The organism is Pseudomonas sp. IT-P4 (assembly GCF_949767755.1).
GTDB lineage: Bacteria > Pseudomonadota > Gammaproteobacteria > Pseudomonadales > Pseudomonadaceae > Aquipseudomonas > Aquipseudomonas monachiensis.
The window spans coordinates 23,161-42,300 of record NZ_CATKPX010000111.1 but is presented as its reverse complement, the minus strand read 5'-3'; the positions used below and the strand labels follow the sequence as shown (position 1 = coordinate 42,300).

Annotated in this window: 17 protein-coding genes; 5 read left to right on the top strand and 12 right to left on the bottom strand. The window is 60.9% G+C overall.

Annotation, left to right across the window (positions count from 1 at the left end; translation table 11 throughout):
- Entirely contained in the window at window positions 1–705 is a 705-nt protein-coding gene (locus ACM6IT_RS28195; RefSeq protein ID WP_414912956.1) for a YebC/PmpR family DNA-binding transcriptional regulator, read from the top strand.
- A 127-nt stretch (window positions 706–832) separates the two neighbouring features.
- Here ACM6IT_RS28195 and ACM6IT_RS28190 read toward each other — a convergent pair whose 3' ends face one another.
- The 4 genes from ACM6IT_RS28190 to ACM6IT_RS28175 form a co-directional block, all read right to left on the bottom strand.
- Entirely contained in the window at window positions 833–2,152 is a 1,320-nt protein-coding gene (locus ACM6IT_RS28190) for a leucine-rich repeat-containing protein kinase family protein (protein ID WP_414912955.1), read from the bottom strand.
- Window positions 2,153–2,277: 125 nt separating this feature from the next.
- Window positions 2,278–3,402 carry a cell division protein ZapE gene (gene zapE, locus ACM6IT_RS28185; RefSeq protein WP_056724046.1) on the bottom strand — a complete coding sequence of 375 codons (1,125 nt, stop codon included), beginning with the start codon at window positions 3,400–3,402 and terminating at the stop codon, window positions 2,278–2,280.
- Between the two features lie 156 nt (window positions 3,403–3,558).
- Entirely contained in the window at window positions 3,559–4,311 is a 753-nt protein-coding gene (locus tag ACM6IT_RS28180) for an anti-sigma factor family protein (protein ID WP_414919128.1), read from the bottom strand.
- Window positions 4,308–4,814 (bottom strand): sigma-70 family RNA polymerase sigma factor, encoded by a 507-nt coding sequence (locus ACM6IT_RS28175; RefSeq protein ID WP_056724050.1) that lies wholly within the window; start codon window positions 4,812–4,814, stop codon window positions 4,308–4,310. The genes ACM6IT_RS28180 and ACM6IT_RS28175 overlap by 4 nt, the downstream gene beginning before the upstream one ends.
- A 163-nt stretch (window positions 4,815–4,977) precedes the next feature.
- On the opposite strand from ACM6IT_RS28175, the gene ACM6IT_RS28170 reads away from it, so the two are divergent.
- Both ACM6IT_RS28170 and ACM6IT_RS28165 read left to right on the top strand, forming a co-directional pair.
- Complete coding sequence (locus ACM6IT_RS28170; RefSeq protein WP_409078854.1) at window positions 4,978–6,063, top strand: catalase family peroxidase; 1,086 nt, start codon at window positions 4,978–4,980, stop codon at window positions 6,061–6,063.
- Window positions 6,060–6,605: a cytochrome b gene (locus ACM6IT_RS28165; RefSeq protein ID WP_414919127.1), complete on the top strand. Its 546-nt coding sequence runs from the start codon at window positions 6,060–6,062 to the stop codon at window positions 6,603–6,605. The genes ACM6IT_RS28170 and ACM6IT_RS28165 overlap by 4 nt, the downstream gene beginning before the upstream one ends.
- A 102-nt stretch (window positions 6,606–6,707) precedes the next feature.
- On the opposite strand, the gene ACM6IT_RS28160 is transcribed toward ACM6IT_RS28165, so the two are convergent.
- Both ACM6IT_RS28160 and ACM6IT_RS28155 read right to left on the bottom strand, forming a co-directional pair.
- Window positions 6,708–7,859 carry a M14-type cytosolic carboxypeptidase gene (locus tag ACM6IT_RS28160; RefSeq protein WP_056724055.1) on the bottom strand — a complete coding sequence of 384 codons (1,152 nt, stop codon included), beginning with the start codon at window positions 7,857–7,859 and terminating at the stop codon, window positions 6,708–6,710.
- Window positions 7,860–8,345: 486 nt separating this feature from the next.
- Window positions 8,346–8,687, bottom strand: a complete 342-nt coding sequence (locus tag ACM6IT_RS28155; RefSeq protein WP_056724057.1) for a DUF6124 family protein — start codon at window positions 8,685–8,687, stop codon at window positions 8,346–8,348.
- A 129-nt stretch (window positions 8,688–8,816) separates the two neighbouring features.
- On the opposite strand from ACM6IT_RS28155, the gene ACM6IT_RS28150 reads away from it, so the two are divergent.
- On the top strand, window positions 8,817–9,464 hold the full coding sequence (locus ACM6IT_RS28150) for a LexA family protein (RefSeq protein WP_056724059.1): 648 nt from the start codon (window positions 8,817–8,819) through the stop codon (window positions 9,462–9,464).
- A gap of 39 nt (window positions 9,465–9,503) precedes the next feature.
- Here ACM6IT_RS28150 and ACM6IT_RS28145 read toward each other — a convergent pair whose 3' ends face one another.
- Genes ACM6IT_RS28145 through ACM6IT_RS28130 form a run of 4 tightly spaced genes read right to left on the bottom strand, consistent with a single transcriptional unit; the run spans window position 9,504 to window position 15,085 of the window.
- Window positions 9,504–11,459: an acetyl/propionyl/methylcrotonyl-CoA carboxylase subunit alpha gene (locus ACM6IT_RS28145; RefSeq protein ID WP_414919126.1), complete on the bottom strand. Its 1,956-nt coding sequence runs from the start codon at window positions 11,457–11,459 to the stop codon at window positions 9,504–9,506.
- Window positions 11,459–12,271 (bottom strand): gamma-carboxygeranoyl-CoA hydratase, encoded by an 813-nt coding sequence (locus ACM6IT_RS28140; RefSeq protein ID WP_056724063.1) that lies wholly within the window; start codon window positions 12,269–12,271, stop codon window positions 11,459–11,461. The genes ACM6IT_RS28145 and ACM6IT_RS28140 overlap by 1 nt, the downstream gene beginning before the upstream one ends.
- 30 nt (window positions 12,272–12,301) lie before the next feature.
- Window positions 12,302–13,909 (bottom strand): carboxyl transferase domain-containing protein, encoded by a 1,608-nt coding sequence (locus ACM6IT_RS28135; RefSeq protein ID WP_056724065.1) that lies wholly within the window; start codon window positions 13,907–13,909, stop codon window positions 12,302–12,304.
- Between the two features lie 12 nt (window positions 13,910–13,921).
- A complete protein-coding gene (locus ACM6IT_RS28130; RefSeq protein WP_007946948.1) occupies window positions 13,922–15,085 on the bottom strand; it encodes an isovaleryl-CoA dehydrogenase in 1,164 nt (387 codons plus the stop codon).
- A 205-nt stretch (window positions 15,086–15,290) separates the two neighbouring features.
- On the opposite strand from ACM6IT_RS28130, the gene ACM6IT_RS28125 reads away from it, so the two are divergent.
- Window positions 15,291–16,985, top strand: a complete 1,695-nt coding sequence (locus ACM6IT_RS28125; RefSeq protein WP_223542108.1) for an AMP-binding protein — start codon at window positions 15,291–15,293, stop codon at window positions 16,983–16,985.
- Between the two features lie 665 nt (window positions 16,986–17,650).
- On the opposite strand, the gene ACM6IT_RS28120 is transcribed toward ACM6IT_RS28125, so the two are convergent.
- The gene (locus ACM6IT_RS28120) at window positions 17,651–18,550 is read right to left on the bottom strand and encodes a hydroxymethylglutaryl-CoA lyase (RefSeq protein ID WP_414919125.1); all 900 of its coding nucleotides are present in this window, start codon (window positions 18,548–18,550) and stop codon (window positions 17,651–17,653) included.
- Window positions 18,551–18,693: 143 nt separating this feature from the next.
- Window positions 18,694–19,095: a MerR family transcriptional regulator gene (locus ACM6IT_RS28115; RefSeq protein ID WP_046037804.1), complete on the bottom strand. Its 402-nt coding sequence runs from the start codon at window positions 19,093–19,095 to the stop codon at window positions 18,694–18,696.
- Between the last annotated feature and the right edge of the window lie 45 nt (window positions 19,096–19,140).

Here is a 19,140-nt window from a genome sequence, read left to right as displayed (position 1 = left end):
ATGGGCGCACAGTGGAAGGTTAAACACAAAGAAGCGGCAGCTAATGCCAAGGGCAAGATTTTCGGCAAACTGGTAAAGGAAATCACCATTGCTGCGCGTAACGGCGCTGATATTGCTACCAACGCGCACTTGCGCCTGGTGGTTGAACAGGCCAAGAAAGCTTCGATGCCCAAGGAAACACTGGATCGCGCCATCAAGAAAGGCGCGGGCCTGCTGGGCGAAACCGTGCAGTACCATCGCGTGACCTATGAAGGGTTCGCCCCGCATCAGGTACCGTTGATCGTTGAGTGCGTGACCGACAACATCAACCGCACCGTCGCCGAGATCCGCGTGGCGTTCCGCAAGGGCCAACTGGGGGCTTCCGGTTCGGTGGCCTGGGACTTCAACCATGTCGGCATGATCGAAGCGTCGCCGGACACCCCGGACGCCGATCCGGAAATGGCCGCCATCGAAGCCGGTGCACAGGATTTCGAGCCGGGTGAAGAGGGTGCAACCCTGTTCCTGACCGAGCCGACCGACCTCGACGCGGTACAGAAAGCCCTGCCGGAACAAGGCTTTACCGTGCTGTCGGCCAAACTGGGCTACCAGTCGAAAAACCCGGTCACCGGCCTGAGCGATGAGCAGATGGCGGAAGTCGAAGCGTTCCTCGAAGGCCTCGATAACCATGACGACGTGCAGGATATGTTTGTCGGCTTGGCGGGTTGACCGAACTGGCCTGAATCTGACTTGTGGCGAGGGAGCTTGCTCCCGTTCGGTTGCGCAGCAGCCGTCGCTTTTGGGGACGGCTGCGCCGTCCAGCGGGAGCAAGCTCCCTCGCCACATTGTGTTGTATTTACAATTTGAACTCAGCTAATTCCTGAACAATCGCCTCAAACCCCGGCCGCTCCAGCACCTGCGGCTGACAGCAACGCCGCTCCAGATCTTCCAGCACCCCACGCAGTTCATCGCTCAACCCCGAGTCGATTCGCGCCAGCAACTCCCCCAGCAACACCCCGAACGCCCGCACCTCGATCCGCTGCAAGGCACGGCTTTCCAGACTGTCGGAAATTTCGTGGAACGACGCCGCGCCAAAGTCCCCCAGCAAGCAGTCACCCTGCTCATTCCACAGGATATTGTGCCCGTAGAGATCGCCGTGGGTGATGCCATGGCCGTGCAGGTGTTCGGCCACCGAGGCAATGCCCGAGGCAATGCGCAACGCCACCGCGGCACTGAAGCGCAGGTCGTCGGGGTAGATGTCGCGGCTGCACGACGCCAGGCTCGGCAGGCTGGCGAGGTTGCGAAAACTCGGCGGGATCAACTGCATGACCAACCCGGCGGTTTGTTGCGGGTGATCGACAATCCGCCCTTCGACGCGAATCAGGTTCGAATGCAACCCGGCGGTGATGCAAGCGTTCATTTCGTGCAGGGGCGAGCCATCGCTGGTCATTTCGCCCTTGTAGAGCTTCACCGCAACTGGCGTGGGCGGTTGGTCGGCCGGTTGCCAGACGGCCTGATGGATCACCCCGGACGCCCCTTCGCCGAGCTTTTTTTCCAGGTGCAATGCCGACCAGTCAATGCGCGGTGTGGCGTCGAGGGCGGCGGCATCGGCTTCGGTTTCCAGCGGGTTACCGGCATAGGCCAGCCAGGTCAGGCTCGGCAGCGTCAGTAGCCATTGTGGCAAGTCGGTGAACTGGTTGGCGGCTATGCGGATCAGCTCCAGCCGATGACAATTGTGCATCGACTCCGGCAACCCCCGCAGGCGGTTACCGGCAAGCATGAGTTTTTGCAGGTATGGCCGCTCTCCCAACTCGCTCGGCAGCGTCTCGATGCAGTTGTCGGTCAGGATCAGCCAGCGCAGCAGCGGTGGCAGTGCCGCTGCGGGCACGTGGGCGATGCGGTTGGCCTTGAAGCCGATCATCGTCAGTGCGGCGCATTGGCCAATACAGGCCGGCAACCCGGTGAAACGGTTATCGGAGCAGAACAGCACGCGCAAACGGGTCAGGCGATGCAAATCCTCTGGCAGCGCGCTCAGGGCATTGCCGCTGAGGTTGAGCACTTCCAGCGAATCCGCCAGATCGAAGATCTCCCGGGGAAACTCGGTCAGGCCTTCGGCCAGATCCAGCCGCGTGATGCCCGACAACTCGCCGGCGCGCAATTGAGCAAGAGTGTGCATGAACAGATTCGCCATTAACCAAAGGGAGGGCGCGGCGCCCTGGAAATGGGCAACATGATACCGGGAAAGATGTGGGAGCGAGCCCGCTCGCGAAAGGGGCAGTCAATGCAACAAAAAAACATCGATCAGACCGGTTCGCTGACTTCGACCAGTTGCCCCAATCGGCTGCGGGTGCGTGCCAGATCAATGGCATCGCCACCCAGGCTTTCGCGCAATGAGTGCTGCCCGAGCAACGTCAGGTGCTTGTCCTGGTCGTACAGCACGTCGATGAGATTGATAAACCGCTGCTGGGCGGCAATCGTGCAATCGCCCAGCAGTGGCAGTTCATCGATGATCCAGCGGTCGAACTGGCGGCACAGTTCCAGATAATCCATCACCGCCGTGGGCTGATCGCACAACTCGGTGAAGGTAAAACCGATGCCGCGCCCTTCGCACAAATGCGCTCGCAAATGCCGGGTACCCACCGGCAACGAAACAGGCGGGGCATTGCGCATGGGCAGGTTCAGCGATTGTCGTTGCGCCACGCTCGCCGGCCAGACGTAGTGACCTTGAGTGAACAATTGATGCGCATGGTGTCGGGCCTGGCTGCGATAGTCGTGGGGCCCGCCGACTTCCATCACCTGCATGCGCGCATTGATCAGGTCGATCACCGGTTTGAAGCGTGCGTGGTACAGCGGATTGGGCAGCAGGCCTTCGGGTGGGTAATTGGAGGTGACCAGCAACAGGATGCCGCGCTGGAACAGTGCCTTGAACAACCGGGTGATGAGCATCGCATCGCCGATGTCATGCACATGGAACTCGTCGAAACACAGCACCTGGCAATTGCTGAGCAGTTCATCGAGGGTGATCGCCAGGGCGTCGGCCTGTTCGCGGTGCTTGAACATGCCCTGGTGCAGTTGAGCGAAAAACTGATGGAAGTGCAGGCGTTGTTTCCGCGCAAGGGGAATTGCCCGGAAAAACCCGTCGAGCAACCAGCTTTTGCCGCGCCCCACGGCACCATGCAGGTAAAGGCCCGGAAGGGGTTTGGCCGCAGTGCCCATCAGCAGGCAGGCATGCCGGGCCATGCAGTCGATCACCCGCTGTTGGCTGTGACTGAGGGTGTAGCCCTGGGCATGGGCCTGATGGCGAAAGTAGTCGTGGATGACTTGGCCTGCCGCGCCGCTGCCGGCAGCCGGTACCTTGCCGAGAAGGCGACGCAACGTTTGCCAGCGCGATTTGATTGGCGAACGGTTGGGCGGGCGAACGGCCACTGGGATATCACCTCTGGTGTGCGGGCAGGCTCTTTGTGTTGCGGCGCCATAGTGTAACCAGAGCAGGGAATCTGCTTCCAGCGGTGTCGGCATTGGTGGGCCACCGTCACGGGGTTCCAAAGGAACGCCGCAAACCCTGTGGGAGCGGTGGTGTGATCAGAATTGAGCGGTCTGGTTAAGCATCCGCGCCGCCGCCGTATCCGCCGGGCTGACCATCGCATAGTTGTAGCCACTTCCCGACCAGTACTCGGCCTGCAATTCGCCATCACTGCGACTGCCCCTGGGCAGCAGGAAGTTTTTCGGCCCTGGCGGGCGCACATAGAAACTGATTTTCTGCCCGTCCTGGTTCTCGTAGACCACCATCGCCGCAGGGCCTTGCTCGGTACTCAGCAAGCGTCCGCTGGCCGGCTTGAACCCGGCACCAGAGAGGTCGGGCAGGCGATTGGCCTGGGTGAAGTAGCGGTCGAGCCACCCCTGCATGTCGCCGTCGTCGCCGACTTTGTAATCCGCCGGCAGGAGGCCTTGCTGGGCAATCAGGCGATACGCCTGCAGGGCATCGGTCATTGGCAGCTGGGGATTCGCGAGCGTCATCTCCCGCGCTTGCCAACCGCTGAAACCGCCGATGCTGACAGCGATGAGCAACAGCGCGGCACTGGCCAGGTTCCGACGGGATTGGCGTTTGAGGCGCTGGCGAATCACCGCCGGATCAAGGTCCGGGTTCGAGGGTTGTTGCAAGGCACCACTCAGGGCTGCGCGCAGTGTCTGGGCATCCTGCTGCCAGGCGCGCACTTGCGCGGCCATCTCCGGGTTACCGGCCAGAAAAGTCTCCACCAGGCGTCGGTCGGCGTCGCTCAGTTGGTGGTCGACGTAGGCGTGCAGGTCTCGTTCGCTGGGGGGCAAGCTGATCATTTGAGTCTCCGCAGGGAAGGGCGGTTGATTTCGCCATCGCTGAGTTGGCGCAGGGCCTGGCGAGCCCGAGACAGGCGGGACATCACGGTGCCGGTGGGGACGTCGAGAATCTCGGCGACCTCTTTGTAACTCAAGCCTTCCACCGATACCCAGAGCAGCAGCGCGCGTTGCTCGGTGGGCAGTCGGTCGAAGGCGTTGAGGGTCGATTGGGCAATCACGGTGCGCTCCACCGAGGGCTGGGCATCGTCACGCCCGGTGAAGAAATCGAGCATGCGCGCATAGCGCCGGGAGCGGCGGTGCGCATCGAGAAACTGTCGATAGAGAATCGAGAACAGCCAGGCGCGCAAGTCGCCCTCGGCGCGTTTGCCAGCCCAACTCGACAGCGCCCGCTCCAGGCTCGCCTGCACCAGGTCGTCAGCGCTGCTGGTGTTGCGTGTCAACGACACGGCAAACCGCCGCATTCCGGGAATGATTTCTCTGAGTTGTTCGTCGATATCGTTCATGAAGTTCTGGCTAGTCACTACGCTGGACTGTGGACCAGGAAGACGCCCGGCATTCGAGGTTATTCCACGTCAGAAAAAATAAAAACCGCGCGTGGGAATAAACCTGCGCGGGGTTCGTCTGCTTGATTCTTCTTACTTGTGGCCGATGGCCCTGGAGTCTTTCATGGTAGATCGATCATCACCGCCAATCCGGCCACCCTTGAGTGCGGCGAGCCTGACGATGCGTCTGGCTGGCATTGCCGTGGTCGTTGCCGCCGTGGCTGGGGCTTTCGCCTACGTCAACGGCACCTTTGACCCACAGCGCCTGACCCCGAAGAAACTGATCAACGTGCTGGAAACCAACAATGGCGTGCATCCGGGTTTCCGTCGCAACCATTCCAAGGGCGTGTGCGTGATCGGGTATTTCGAGAGTAGCGGCGAGGCCCGCAGCTTTTCCACTGCCCAGGTGTTCAACGAAGCGCGGACGCCGGTGGTCGGGCGTTTCGCTTTGCCTGCCGGCAACCCTTACGCGCCGGACAGTGCCGTGCCGATCCGCAGCATGGCCTTGCGCTTCACCCAGGCCAACGGCCAGCAGTGGCGCACCGGGATGAACAGCATGCCGGTGTTCCCGGTGGGCACGCCCGAGGCGTTCTATCAATTGCAGCAGGCGCAGTCGCCGGACCCGGCTACCGGCAAGCCGAACCCGACCGCGGTTCCCGCGTTTTTCGGTGCGCATCCGGAAGCCGCACCGTTCCTGGCCTGGATCAAGACCGCCAAGCCGTCAGCCAGTTACGTCACGGAGACCTATAACAGCGTCAACGCGTTTTATCTGGTGAGCGCCACCGGGCAACGCCAGGCCGTGCGCTGGAGCATGGTGCCGGTGGCTCAAGATGCGCCGGGGGCTACGGCGCCGCAGGGGAGTGACTTCCTGGAGAAAGACCTGGTTCAGCGTATAGCCGCAGGACCGTTGCGTTGGCAGTTGAACATCATCCTGGCCAATCCCGGCGATCCAGTGAACGATGCGAGCAAAGCCTGGCCCGAAGGGCGCAAGGTGCTGAACGCGGGCACCCTGGTGCTGGAAAAAACCCAGCCGCAACTCAATGGCGAATGCCGAGACATTAACTACGACCCATTGGTATTGCCCGCTGGCATCGAAGGGTCCGACGACCCATTGCTCGCCGCTCGCTCAGCCGGTTACGCCAATTCCTACCTGCGTCGCACCAGCGAAGTCAGCCAGCTGCCCGCCGCCAAACAGGAGGCCCAGCAATGAGCACTCAACCCAACCACTTCGCTCCATTGGCACGTCTGCTGCACTGGCTGATGGCGCTGATGATTATCGCCATGCTGTTTATCGGCGCGGGCATGGTTGCCTCGGTCTCCGAGCGGCATGAATGGCTGATTCATCTGCACAAACCCCTGGGCGTCGCGATCTTGCTGCTGGTGATCGTGCGGCTGGTGGTGCGCTTCTCCACCACGCAACCACCATTGCCGGCGGATCTGCCGGGTGTGCAAGTACTCGCGGCCAAGGCTTCGCATGTCTTGTTGTATGCGTTGATGCTGATCTTGCCGCTGCTGGGCTGGGCGATGATTTCGGCATCGGGCGAGCCGGTGATGCTCAGCAGCTCGTTGCAGCTGCCATCGATTGTGCCGGCCAATGCACAGGTGTTTGCGTTCTTGCGCAAGGCCCATGGGTATCTGGCGTATCTGTTGTTTCTGACGGTGTTGCTGCATCTGGCGGCCGCGCTGTTTCATGGCTGGGTGCGCCGCGATGATGTGCTGGACAGCATGTTGCGGGGCAAGGATCGCGGATAATAGCCGGGAAAAAAAGATCGCAGCTTGCGGCAGCTCCTACAGGGAAACGCATTCCAATGTAGGAGCTGCCGCAGGCTGCGATCTTTTCATCTTAAAGGGCAATCAACGCAAGGTGTCGACCATATCCGCAATGGTGGTGAGTACATCCTTGCCCAGCTGCTTCGAGCGCTTGCCCGACCAGCCCGTCAACGGATTCGGATGATCGTCGTGGTCCTTGAACGGCATTTCCAGGGTCAATGACAGGCAGTCGTACTTCTGCCCCACACTGTTGCAGGCCAGTGTCATGTTGGCCTGGCCCGGTTCGTCGCGGATGTAGCCGTGCCTGGTCTGGAAGTCCTTGGTGGTGTGCTTCAAATGGTTGCGGAAGTGTTCTTCGAGTTTTTCGATCCGGGGTGTGTAACCCGGATTGCCTTCGCAAGCGGCGGTGAACACGTGAGGGATTTCCTCGTCACCGTGCACGTCGAGGAACATATCGACGCCATACTTTTCCATCTGCTGCTGTACGAAAAAGACTTCCGGGCTGATTTCCTGGCTGGCGTTCTGCCAGGCGCGGTTCAGGTCCTGGCCCATGGCGTTGGTGCGCAGGTGACCGTGGAAAGCACCATCCGGGTTCATGTTTGGCACCAGGTACAGGTCGGCGCTGGCCAGCAGCTTGTTCAGCACCGGGTCGTCGTGCTTTTCCAGGCGTTCAATCACGCCTTCCATGAACCACTCGGCCATGTGTTCGCCCGGATGTTGCTGGGCGATGATCCACACTTTGCGCTGGCCTTCGGCGCCGGTGCCTTTGCGCAGTAACTGGATGTCGCGACCTTCGACACTCTTGCCGGTGGCCAGCAGTTCGGTACCGGCCTTGGTCAGCGCCTGCTCGATCAGCCAGTCGTGGCGACCACGGCTGTAGGGTTCGAAGTAGGCGAACCAGGCATGGGTCTGCTCGGCTTCGAGGCTGAAGCGCAGGCAGTCGCCTTCGAAGATGGTGGGTATGCGGAACCAGTTGACGTGATCGTAGGACGCCACCGCCTGATAGCCGGTCCAGGCCTTGTTGTAGGAGGATTGGCTGGCATTGTTCAGGCGAAACCAGTGCTCCTGGCCGACATGCAGGCCGCTGGCCTTGAAGTGGAACCATTGGAAATGGTTGCTTTTGGTATCGGGGCGGATCGCCAGCAGGGGCCTGAGTGGATCGCTGACGTCGATCACCTGGATGTTGCCGCTGTCGAAGTTGGCACTGATGTCGAAAGAGGATTTAGCCACGGCCATAATCGGGTCCTGAATATGATTTTTATGGTGGCTACTTTACACGCAAGAGTGGGGTGAAACCGAGGGGAATTGCGGGGTGTGAGGGTGGGGGCGTCCTCCTTGACGCCGCCGCAGCTTAGAGACTGTGCGACTGATTCTCAAGTGCTATCTGTCGCTGGTTTGAACCAATGATGCCGGGCTTCTCTTGCCAACTGGAATTCTTTTGATATCATCCGCGCCATCGAATTTGCGGTACCCAAAGACTTCATTAGCCTGAAGCCAAAGCCAGGAAAAACTGGCAAAAAAAAGACCCGGCAAAAAGCCGGGTCAAAAACCGTGATTAGCCTGATGAGGAGATAGTCCAGGAGACCGACCTAAGGTCACCTGGTCCATCGACTGATCTCGCGATCAGTTGATGCAATAATAATCATTCTCGTTTACAGGTCAAGCGTTTTCACCTGCGCGACAGGAAAATTCTTTCCTGTCCTCTCGATTCGCCTTCTCGCCTCAACCGTTTTCATACTTCTCCAGCGATCGATCGACCATCGCCTTGGCCATGTCGATCATGTGCACCGTCGAAAACGCCAGGTCGCGGCTTGCGCCTTGCAGGTGACTGGCGGACTCGTACGCGGTGGCGGCAGCACAGCGCAACAGGTCCAGGGCATGGACCAGCGCCTCTTCGCCGCTGATATTGCGATTCACATCAAAAAAGCGCGGCTCGGTCACTTCCTCCGAAATAGCTGGTTTCAAGTAATAGTCCAGCGCGCGTTGTGCCGCCGCAGAGTCCAGGGGCGAGGTGAAAGTATTGTCGATTTGCATGTCCGGGCGGTCATTGGTGGGTTGGTTCATGGCGATGGCAAGCTCCGTGTTAGATTCAGATCCGTGGATCGATCCTAATACGAACTGTATTTGTGACGACAATTTAAATACTACATTTTGTGTTTTGATGGCTGGAGTCGCCCACGTATCGTGCCGCACATGGATAAATGGATTGAATTGGTCAAGGCCAAGATGAGTGAACTCAAAATCACTCAAGAGATACTCGCCGAGCGCCTCGGGATGTCCCAGGGCGGTATCGGCCACTGGCTCAATAAACGTCGTGAACCCGGCATCGACGACATGAACCGTGTGCTGCGGGCGCTGGGCCTTGAGTTTCTCGAGGTGGCGCTGGTGATCCGGGAGCCGCAGGCGTCAACGGACGACGAAATTCCCCTGACACAGAAGTACAATCCGTACTTTCGCTACCCGGTCAGTGACTGGCGAGAACCTGCCGTAGTGCGCGACGGCGAGGTCCCGGCGTACGGAAAAGGACACTTTGAACTGTCCGATTACCACGCCCGGGGGCCGGCATTCTGGTTGAGAGTGGCAGGCGATGCGATGACCGCGCCCAATGGCATGAGCATCCCGGAAGGCATGCTGATCCTGGTGGACCCGGCCGTGGAAGCCGAGCCTGGCAAACTGGTCATTGCCCAGTGGCCGGACAGCACCGAAGCCACGTTCCGCAAGCTCATCGAAGAGGGCGGGCAGCGTTATCTGGTCCCGCTCAATCCGACGTATCCGAAAGCCTTGTACACCGAAGAATGTCGAATCATCGGCGTAGTGGTTCAGGCAACAGCCAGGTTCTGATCAGATCGGTCCTCGCGGTGCGTAGGACCGATCTTCATTTCATGCTTCTTCCAGTTCGACCAGTGCACTGCCTTCGCTGACCATTTCGCCTTCCTGGCAATACAGCGCCTTGATCACCCCGGCGTGGGGCGCGCGGATGCTGTGCTCCATCTTCATCGCTTCCAGTACCACCAGTTGCGCCCCGGCCTCGACCGATTGCCCGGCCTCCACCAAGACACGGACGATGCTGCCGTTCATGGGGGCGGTCAGCCCGCCCTGATGGCTGTGGCTGGCCTCGACGGCGCTGATCGGGTCGTAAGCCTCGATGCGACGCAATTCGCCATCCCACTGCAAATACACCTGTTCGCCACGGCGTATTGCGCGGTGTTGACGTCGCACACCCGCCTGCTCGGTCAGCAGATGCTCGCCCTTGAGCAGAGCGTTGTGGGCATTGATGTCGCCCAGCGTCAGGGCCCGGTCCTGGCCTTCACAGCTCAGGTGAAGGGTGATTTCTCGCGGCAAACCAGCCCGCAGGCCGTTACCCGCCGCCCATGGCGAACTCGGGTCGTCGGCGCGGGTGGCAGGCGGCTGGCTCTGGGCAAACGCCTGGGCGGCGGCCTGCCAGAAATCGTCGCTGAGTTCCGCAGGGGTCGGCAGCAACTGCTCCTGATAGCGCGGAATGAAGCCGGTATCCAGTTCGGCAGCAGCAAATGCCGGGTGACCGATGATGCGCCGCAGGAAATTGATGTTGGTCTTCAGCCCGCCGATGGCGAATTCATCGAGCATGCCAAGCAGGCGCAAACGTGCCTGTTCACGGTCTTCGCCCCAGGCAATCAACTTGCCGAGCATCGGGTCGTAGAACGGCGAGATCTCGTCGCCTTCTTCAACACCGCTGTCCACTCGGCGCCCCGGCCCCTGGGCTGATTCGCGATACAGTTCCAGGCGACCGGTCGCCGGCAGGAAATCATTGCCGGGGTCTTCGGCATACAGCCGCACTTCGATCGCGTGGCCCACCAGCGGCACCTGATCCTGAGTCATCGGCAAGGCTTCGCCCCGTGCCACGCGAATCTGCCAGGCCACCAGATCGAGGCCGGTGATGGCTTCGGTGACCGGGTGTTCGACTTGCAGGCGGGTGTTCATCTCCATGAAGAAGAACTCGCCGCGCGCATCCAGCAAAAACTCCACGGTGCCGGCACCGACATAACCGATGGCTTGCGCCGAACGCACGGCGGCTTCACCCATGGCCCGGCGCAACTTCGGGCTCAGGCCTGGCGCCGGGGCTTCTTCGACGACTTTCTGGTGGCGGCGCTGAATCGAGCAGTCGCGCTCGTTTAGGTACAGGCAGTGGCCGTGCTGGTCGGCGAACACCTGTATTTCCACGTGACGCGGCTTGAGCAGGTATTTCTCCACCAGCATCCGCGAATCGCCGAACGACGATTGCGCCTCACGCTGGGCCGAGGCCAGGGCTTCGGCCAGTTGGCTGACGTCCTCGACCACTTTCATGCCTTTGCCACCGCCACCCGCGGTGGCCTTGAGCAGCACCGGGTAGCCGATGCGCTCGCAGGCGGCGCGGAAGGTTTCCAGGTCCTGGGCTTCACCGTGATAACCGGGCACCAGTGGCACGCCAGCGGTTTCCATCAAGGCTTTGGCGGCAGACTTGCTGCCCATGGCGTCGATGGCCGAGGCGGGCGGGCCGAGGAATATCAGGCCGGCGTTTTCGATGGCGCGGGCGAACCCGGCGTTCTCCGACAAAAAGCCGTAGCCGGGGTGAATCGCCTGGGCACCGCTGGCCTTGGCGGCGGCGATCATTTTGTCGATCTGCAGATAACTGTCGGCGGCTTTGCTGCCACCCAGGTCGACCCGAATGTCGGCTTCGCGGCTGTGCCGGGCGTCACGGTCGGTGGCGCTGTGCACGGCCACGGTAGTCAGGCCCAGGGCCTTGGCGGTACGCATTACCCGGCAAGCGATTTCGCCACGGTTGGCCACCAGCAGGGTGGTGAGGACAGGTGCGCTCATCAACGGGGCTCCTTGGTGGTTTCGGCTTGCCAGCTCGGCGGACGTTTTTGCAGGAAGGCGCGCAGGCCTTCCTGGCCTTCGGGGCTGACGCGGATGCGGGCGATGGCGTTTTCGGTGTAGCGGCGCAACGCCGGGGTCAGTGAGCCGTCGCCGACTTCACGCAACAGGTCCTTGCTGGCGCGCATTGCGGCCGGACTGTTGAGCAGCAGGTTGTCGATCCACTGCTCGACTTTCTGTTCCAGCTCGGCACTTGCATAGCTCTCTGACAACAAGCCGATTTCCCGGGCCCGTTGCCCGCCGAAGCGCTCGGCGGTCAAGGCATAGCGACGGGTCGCGCGCTCGCCAATGGCTTGCACCACGAACGGGCTGATCACCGCCGGCGCCAGGCCGATGCGCACTTCCGACAGGCAGAACTGCGCGTCATCGGCACCGATGGCCATGTCGCAGCAACTGATCAGGCCCAGCGCGCCACCAAAGGCTGCGCCTTGTACCACCGCCAGGGTCGGAATTTTCAGTTTGGCCAGGTTGTACATCAACTCCGCCAGTTCCCGGGCGTCATCGAGGTTGGTGGCGTAATCGAGCTCGGCCGATTGCTGCATCCAGGCCAGGTCAGCGCCGGCGCTGAAATGCTTGCCGCGACCGCGCACGATCAGGAACCGCAGGCTGGCATCGCTCGCGACTTTGTCGAGGGCGAGGATCAGTTCGCGGATCATTTCGGCGTTGAAGGCGTTGTTCTTTTCTTCGCGGCTGAGCCACAGCGTGGCAAAACCACGGGGGTCGGTCAGCAGTTCGAGGGTGTTGAAGTCGCTCATATTCGTCCGTCTCCACGGTCCCACAGAAAATCACATCCGGAACACGCCGAAGCGGCTCGGTTCGATTGGCGCGTTCAACGACGCGGACAGGGCCAGGGCCAGTACGTCGCGGGTCTGGGCCGGGTCGATGACACCGTCGTCCCACAGGCGTGCGCTGGAATAGTAGGGGTGACCCTGTTCTTCGTACTGGTCGAGGATCGGTTGCTTGATCTCGGCTTCCTGCTCGGCGCTGAAACCCTGGCCGCTGCGTTCGGCCTGCTCGCGTTTGACCTGCACCAGCACGCCGGCCGCCTGTTCGGCACCCATCACGCCGATGCGCGCATTCGGCCACATCCATAAGAAGCGCGGATCGTAGGCGCGGCCGCACATGCCGTAGTTACCGGCGCCGAAACTGCCGCCGATGATCACGGTGAACTTCGGCACCTTGGCGCAGGCCACAGCGGTCACCAGTTTCGCGCCGTGCTTGGCGATGCCGCCGGCCTCGTACTTCTGGCCGACCATGAAGCCAGTGATGTTCTGCAGGAACAGCAGCGGGATGCCGCGCTGGCACGCCAGTTCGATGAAGTGCGCGCCTTTCTGCGCCGCTTCAGCGAACAGGATGCCGTTGTTGGCGAGGATCGCGATCGGGTAACCGTGCAGGTAGGCAAAACCGCAGACCAGGGTTGTCCCGAACAGCGCCTTGAATTCGTCGAACACCGAACCATCCACCAGCCGCGCAATCACTTCGCGCACGTCGAACGGTTGCTTGGCATCGGCCGGGACCACGCCGTACAACTCGTCGCTGCTGTAGAGCGGGGCGATGGGTGTGCGTTGCTGAACCTCACCTTGCTTGCGCCAGTTGAGGTTGGCGACGCTGCGGCGGGCCAGGGCCAGGGCGTGTTCATCGCTCTCGGCATAATGGTCGGCCACCCCGGAAATCTTGCAGTGCACATCGGCCCCGCCGAGGTCTTCGGCACTGACCACTTCACCGGTCGCGGCTTTCACCAGCGGCGGACCGGCGAGGAAGATCGTCGCTTGCTCGCGGACCATGATCGCTTCGTCGGCCATCGCCGGGACATAGGCGCCGCCAGCAGTGCAGGAGCCCATGACCACGGCAATCTGCGGAATGCCCATGGCGCTCATGTTGGCCTGGTTGAAGAAGATCCGCCCGAAGTGCTCGCGGTCCGGGAACACTTCATCCTGGCGCGGCAGGTTGGCGCCGCCAGAGTCCACCAGGTAGATGCACGGCAGGCGGTTCTGTTGGGCGATGGTCTGGGCGCGCAGGTGTTTTTTCACCGTCAGCGGGTAATACGAGCCACCTTTGACCGTGGCGTCGTTGGCGACGATCATGCATTCGACGCCTTCCACACGGCCGATCCCGGCAATCACGCCAGCGGCGGGGACGTCTTCGCCATACACCTCGTACGCCGCCAGTTGGCTGATCTCCAGAAACGGCGAACCCGGATCGAGCAGGCGGTTGATGCGCTCGCGGGGCAGCAGTTTGCCCCGCGAGGTGTGGCGTTCCTGAGCCTTCGGGCCGCCACCTTGCGCCACTTGGGCGAGCAGGGTGTGCAACGCGTCGACCTGCTTGAGCATCGCCGCGCTGTTGGTGGCGAACTCCGCTGAACGAGGGTTGAGCTGGGTATGCAGGGTAGCCATGGACAGCTCCGTTTAGCGGGTTTCGTTGAACAGTTCGCGACCGATCAGCATGCGACGGATCTCACTGGTGCCGGCGCCGATTTCGTACAGCTTGGCGTCACGCAACAGGCGACCGGCCGGGAATTCATTGATGTAGCCGTTGCCACCGAGAATCTGGATCGCGTCGAGGGCCATTTGCGTGGCGCGTTCGGCGCTGTAGAGGATCACGCCGGCGGCGTCCTTGCGGGTGGTTTCGCCGCGCTCGCAGGCCTGGGCCACGGCGTACAGGTAGGCGCGGCTGGCGTTGAGCTGGGTGTACATGTCGGCGACCTTGCCCTGGATCAGCTGGAATTCGCCGATGCTTTGGCCGAACTGCTTGCGGTCGTGGATGTACGGCACGATCAGGTCCATACAGGCCTGCATGATCCCGGTCGGGCCGCCGGACAGTACAACACGCTCGTAATCGAGGCCGCTCATCAGCACCTTCACGCCGCCGTTGAGCACGCCGAGGATGTTTTCTTCCGGCACTTCGACGTCATCGAAGAACAGCTCGCAGGTGTTCGAACCGCGCATGCCGAGCTTGTCGAACTTGTTGCTGCGGCTGAAGCCTTTCCAGTCGCGTTCGACGATGAAGGCGGTGATGCCGTGGGGGCCCTTTTCCAGGTCGGTCTTGGCGTAGATCACGTAGGTGTTGGCGTCCGGACCGTTGGTGATCCAGGTCTTGCTGCCGTTGAGCACGTACTTGTCGCCGCGTTTGTCGGCGCGCAGTTTCATCGACACCACGTCGGAACCGGCATTGGGCTCGCTCATGGCCAGGGCGCCGATGTGCTCGCCGCTGATCAGCTTGGGCAGGTACTTGGATTTCTGTTCGTGGTTGCCGTTGCGGTTGATCTGGTTGACGCACAGGTTGGAGTGAGCACCGTAGGACAACGCCACCGAGGCCGAGCCACGGCTGATTTCTTCCATGGCCACCACGTGGGCCAGGTAACCCAGGCCGGCACCGCCGTACTCTTCCGGCACGGTAATGCCCAACAGGCCCATGTCGCCGAATTTGCGCCACAGGTCGGCGGGGAACAGGTTGTCGATGTCGATCTGAGCGGCGCGCGGGGCGATCTCTTTGGCGACGAAGGACTGGACCTGATCGCGCAGCATGTCGATGGTTTCACCGAGGGCAAAGTTCAGGGATGGATAGCTCATGGGTCACCTTTTGGCTTTTTTGTAGGGTGGGGAGGGCCGTGATTGGGTTCTCACCTTTACGTTAACGTAAGCCTGTGACGAATGGCTGTCAATCACCCTTTACGTTAACGTCAACTTGAGCGAGAGTAGAGCCAGTTCAAGATAGAACGCGGACCTACCCTGTGGGACCGCCGGTAGCCCATAAATAAAGACAATAGGGGTCGTCATGGATCAACCCAGTGCAAGCCCGCAACGCAGTTACACCCGTGGTTCCCAGGACAAAGCCTTGCTGGCGATGACCATCGGCCAGGCATTCGACAACACGGTTGCGCAGTACCCGGACGGGGAGGCGCTGGTGGTGCGCCATCAGCAGCTGCGTTACACCTGGCGGCAATTGGCCGAGGCCGCGGACCTGCACGCCAGAGCATTGCTGGCGCTGGGGCTGCAAGCCGGGGACCGCCTCGGCATCTGGGCGCCGAACTGTGCACAGTGGTGCATCAGCCAGGTTGCCACTGCGAAAATCGGCGTGATCCTGGTCAACATCAACCCGGCGTATCGCAGTTCCGAACTCGAATACGTGTTGAAGCAGTCCGGCTGCCAATGGCTGGTATGTGCCGGGGCCTTCAAGTCCTCGGACTATCACTCGATGCTGCAAGGCCTGGTGCCGGAGTTGGCGGAGCAATCCATCGGCAAGTTACAGAGCGGGCGGTTGCCGGAGTTGCGTGGCGTCATCAGCCTGGATGCACAGCCGCCGTCGGGGTTCCTGCCATGGTCGCAACTGGCCGATCTGGCGGGCAGCGTGACGGTCGAGCAACTGCATGAACGCCAGGACAGCCTGCATTTCGATCAGCCGGTCAATATCCAGTACACCTCCGGCACCACCGGTTTTCCCAAGGGCGCGACCCTCAGTCACTACAACATTCTCAACAACGGTTACATGGTCGGCGAAAGCCTGGGCCTGACCGCCGCGGATCGCCTGGTGATCCCGGTGCCGCTGTATCACTGCTTCGGCATGGTCATGGGTAACCTCGGCTGCATCACCCATGGCAGTACGATGATTTACCCGAACGACGCGTTCGATCCGTTGCTGACCCTCGGCGCCGTGGCCGAAGAAAAAGCCACCGCGCTGTACGGCGTACCGACCATGTTCATCGCCATGCTTGACCAACCGCAACGTGCCCAGTTCGACCTGTCGAGCCTGCGCACCGGGATCATGGCGGGTGCGACCTGTCCTATCGAGGTGATGCGCCGGGTCATCAGCGAAATGCACATGAGCGAAGTGCAGATTGCCTACGGCATGACGGAAACCAGTCCGGTGTCGCTGCAGACCGGTCCTTCAGACGATCTGGAACTGCGCGTGACCACCGTCGGCCGCACCCAGCCGCAACTGGAAAGCAAGATCATCGACGAAGCGGGCAACCTGGTGCCACGTGGCACCATCGGCGAGCTGTGCACCCGCGGTTACAGCGTGATGCTCGGTTACTGGAACAACCCCGAAGGCACGGCAGACGCCATCGATCAGGCAGGGTGGATGCACACCGGTGACCTGGCAAGCATGAACGACGAGGGTTACGTGTGCATTGCCGGGCGCAACAAAGACATGATCATCCGTGGCGGTGAGAACATCTACCCACGGGAGCTGGAAGAGTTTTTCTTCACTCACCCGGCCGTTGCCGACGTGCAGGTGATTGGCATTCCTTGCTCGCGCTACGGCGAAGAGATCGTCGCCTGGATCAAGTTCCACCCCGGCCACAGCGCCACCGAGCAAGAGCTGCAAGCCTGGTGCAAGGAGCGCATTGCGCACTTCAAGACGCCGCGCTACTTCAAGTTCGTCGAGGAATTTCCGATGACGGTGACCGGCAAGATCCAGAAATTCAGGATGCGCGAGATCAGTATCGAGGAGCTCAAAGCGATACGGTAGGAGCTGCCGAAGGCTGCGATCTTTTAGGGTTGGCGAAGGTCAAGATCAAAAGATCGCAGGCTGCGCCAGCTCCTACAAGGTTGTGATTATCTTGGCAATCTCAAACGCCAGACAGCACAAAGGGGAGCCGAAGCTCCCCTTTAATTTTCGTTGCGCGTGCTCTTTTTTTATTATTGAGGGTCGGTCTGTTTTTGTTTTTGGCAACCGTTGCCCTTTACCGCTGTTTTTGGCGATCCCCATTCGGGATCAAGAGCAAACGTATTTTTTTGAGCGCTGATCTACTTTCTCGCTGAGCGATCCAACCAGTACGGGAGCTACCTGAAGGTAGTTTTATTATTCTCTGTCCGGTTGCGGGTAACTCCGAAAAGCACCCTGAAAAGCACATCTTCTCCAAAAAAATCTGTTAGCTGCGTCTCTGCCGTGTTGTTTTTGTTATGTCAGAGTCGTTACGTCTTGTTTTTATTAGGTTTGCCGCAATTTTTTTATTCTTGTTATGCGATAGATATAGCAGGAGGCATGCCAACTTTTTAAAAGCCTTTAAAATCAATGGCTTGGAAAATTGTAGGGTTTTTCGCCTCAGGCAAAACCCTACAATTTGTTTCCGTGTTACTCGCTTGCGCCCACGTTTCGGACACAGCGGTAACACCCGGACACACACAGCGTACTCACTGTGCGCTGCGAGCCTTGGCCACGCGGGAACCGGTAGGGCGACCCAGGACCGTGCAAATCTGCTGACCGGCGAGCATCAAGGCGTCGAGGTCGATTCCGCTGTCGATGCCCAGGCCGTTGAGCAGGTAAACCACGTCTTCGGTGGCGACGTTACCGCTCGCGCCCCTGGCGTAGGGGCAACCGCCGAGACCGGCGATGGAACTGTCGAACACCGAGATGCCTTCCAGCAGGCTGGCATAGATGTTGGCCACAGCCTGGCCGTAGGTGTCGTGGAAGTGCCCTGCGAGTTTCTCCCGGGGCACATCTTTCGATACCACTTCAAACATCCTGCGGGTTGCGCCAGCGGTGCCGGTGCCGATGGTGTCCCCCAGCGAGACCTCATGGCAGCCCATGGCATACAACTCGCGGGCGACCACGGCGACCTGCTCCGGGGCGACGCTACCTTCATAGGGGCAGCCCAGCACACAGGACACATACCCGCGCACGGTTACGCCATGTTGTCTGGCGGCGTCCATGATCGGCCCGAAACGCTCCAGGCTTTCGCTGATCGAGCAATTGATGTTGCGCCGGGAAAACGCCTCGGACGCCGCCGCGAACACTGCGACTTCCTTGACCCCGGCGGCGAGGGCATCTTCGAAGCCGCGCAGGTTGGGGGCGAGCGCACCGTAGACCACGCCCGGTTTGCGCTGGATCTGCGCGAAGACCTCGGCGGAGCCGGCCATCTGCGGCACCCACTTGGGCGAAACGAAACTGCCGACTTCTATATAGCCGAGCCCGGCTGCGGTCAGCGCATCGACCAGTTGCACCTTGTCGGTAACACTGATGGGTTGGGCTTCATTTTGCAGGCCGTCGCGCGGGCCGACTTCGACAATGCGTACGTGGGTGGGGAGGGACATAAGAGATTCACCTGTAGTCATGGTGAGTGGGAATCTAATGTGGGAGCGGGCTTGCTCGCGAAGGCGCCGGGTCAGTCGACATCAGTGTTGAATGACAAACCGTTTTCGCGAGCAAGCCCGCTCCCACAGGGAATTGTGTCGGGTTACTGAACCGATTCCTGGCTTTTGAGCGTCTGCTCCAGCGCCTGCACGCAGCGTTCTTCAGCGGTATCAAGCTCGAGTTTCATCTGTTCGATGTCGAGCATTTGCTGTTCAAGCTGCTCCCTGCGCTCGCTGATTTTCGCCAGCATGCTGTGCAGTTGCTTGGTGTTACCGCTGGACGGGTCGTAGAGTTCGATCAGTTCGCGGCATTCCGCCAGCGAGAAACCGATGCGCTTGCCCCGCAGGATCAGCTTCAGGCTGACCTTGTCGCGGGGCGAGTAAATGCGTTCCTGGCCACGGCGCTCGGGGCTGAGCAGGCCTTGCTCTTCATAAAAGCGAATGGCGCGGGTGGTGATGTCGAGCTCGCGGGCGAGGTCGGAAATGCTGTAGGTCTGGCTGCTCATGGGCGCGCTCGCAAAAGGTCATGGCGCTAAGCTAATGTCAGGTTG

Excerpts from the sequence above, each read along its gene's own strand:
- ACM6IT_RS28155 (WP_056724057.1), bottom strand. The coding sequence starts at position 8,687 with ATGAACCAACCCACCAATGACCGCCCGGACATGCAAATCGACAATACT.
- ACM6IT_RS28170 (WP_409078854.1), top strand. The coding sequence starts at position 4,978 with ATGGTAGATCGATCATCACCGCCAATCCGGCCACCCTTGAGTGCGGCG.
- ACM6IT_RS28195 (WP_414912956.1), top strand. The coding sequence starts at position 1 with ATGGGCGCACAGTGGAAGGTTAAACACAAAGAAGCGGCAGCTAATGCC.
- ACM6IT_RS28120 (WP_414919125.1), bottom strand. The coding sequence starts at position 18,550 with ATGTCCCTCCCCACCCACGTACGCATTGTCGAAGTCGGCCCGCGCGAC.
- ACM6IT_RS28130 (WP_007946948.1), bottom strand. The coding sequence starts at position 15,085 with ATGAGCTATCCATCCCTGAACTTTGCCCTCGGTGAAACCATCGACATG.
- ACM6IT_RS28115 (WP_046037804.1), bottom strand. The coding sequence starts at position 19,095 with ATGAGCAGCCAGACCTACAGCATTTCCGACCTCGCCCGCGAGCTCGAC.
- ACM6IT_RS28140 (WP_056724063.1), bottom strand. The coding sequence starts at position 12,271 with ATGAGCGACTTCAACACCCTCGAACTGCTGACCGACCCCCGTGGTTTT.
- ACM6IT_RS28125 (WP_223542108.1), top strand. The coding sequence starts at position 15,291 with ATGGATCAACCCAGTGCAAGCCCGCAACGCAGTTACACCCGTGGTTCC.
- ACM6IT_RS28150 (WP_056724059.1), top strand. The coding sequence starts at position 8,817 with ATGGATAAATGGATTGAATTGGTCAAGGCCAAGATGAGTGAACTCAAA.
- ACM6IT_RS28190 (WP_414912955.1), bottom strand. The coding sequence starts at position 2,152 with ATGCACACTCTTGCTCAATTGCGCGCCGGCGAGTTGTCGGGCATCACG.
- ACM6IT_RS28180 (WP_414919128.1), bottom strand. The coding sequence starts at position 4,311 with ATGATCAGCTTGCCCCCCAGCGAACGAGACCTGCACGCCTACGTCGAC.
- ACM6IT_RS28145 (WP_414919126.1), bottom strand. The coding sequence starts at position 11,459 with ATGAGCGCACCTGTCCTCACCACCCTGCTGGTGGCCAACCGTGGCGAA.
- ACM6IT_RS28135 (WP_056724065.1), bottom strand. The coding sequence starts at position 13,909 with ATGGCTACCCTGCATACCCAGCTCAACCCTCGTTCAGCGGAGTTCGCC.
- ACM6IT_RS28160 (WP_056724055.1), bottom strand. The coding sequence starts at position 7,859 with ATGGCCGTGGCTAAATCCTCTTTCGACATCAGTGCCAACTTCGACAGC.
- ACM6IT_RS28175 (WP_056724050.1), bottom strand. The coding sequence starts at position 4,814 with ATGAACGATATCGACGAACAACTCAGAGAAATCATTCCCGGAATGCGG.
- ACM6IT_RS28165 (WP_414919127.1), top strand. The coding sequence starts at position 6,060 with ATGAGCACTCAACCCAACCACTTCGCTCCATTGGCACGTCTGCTGCAC.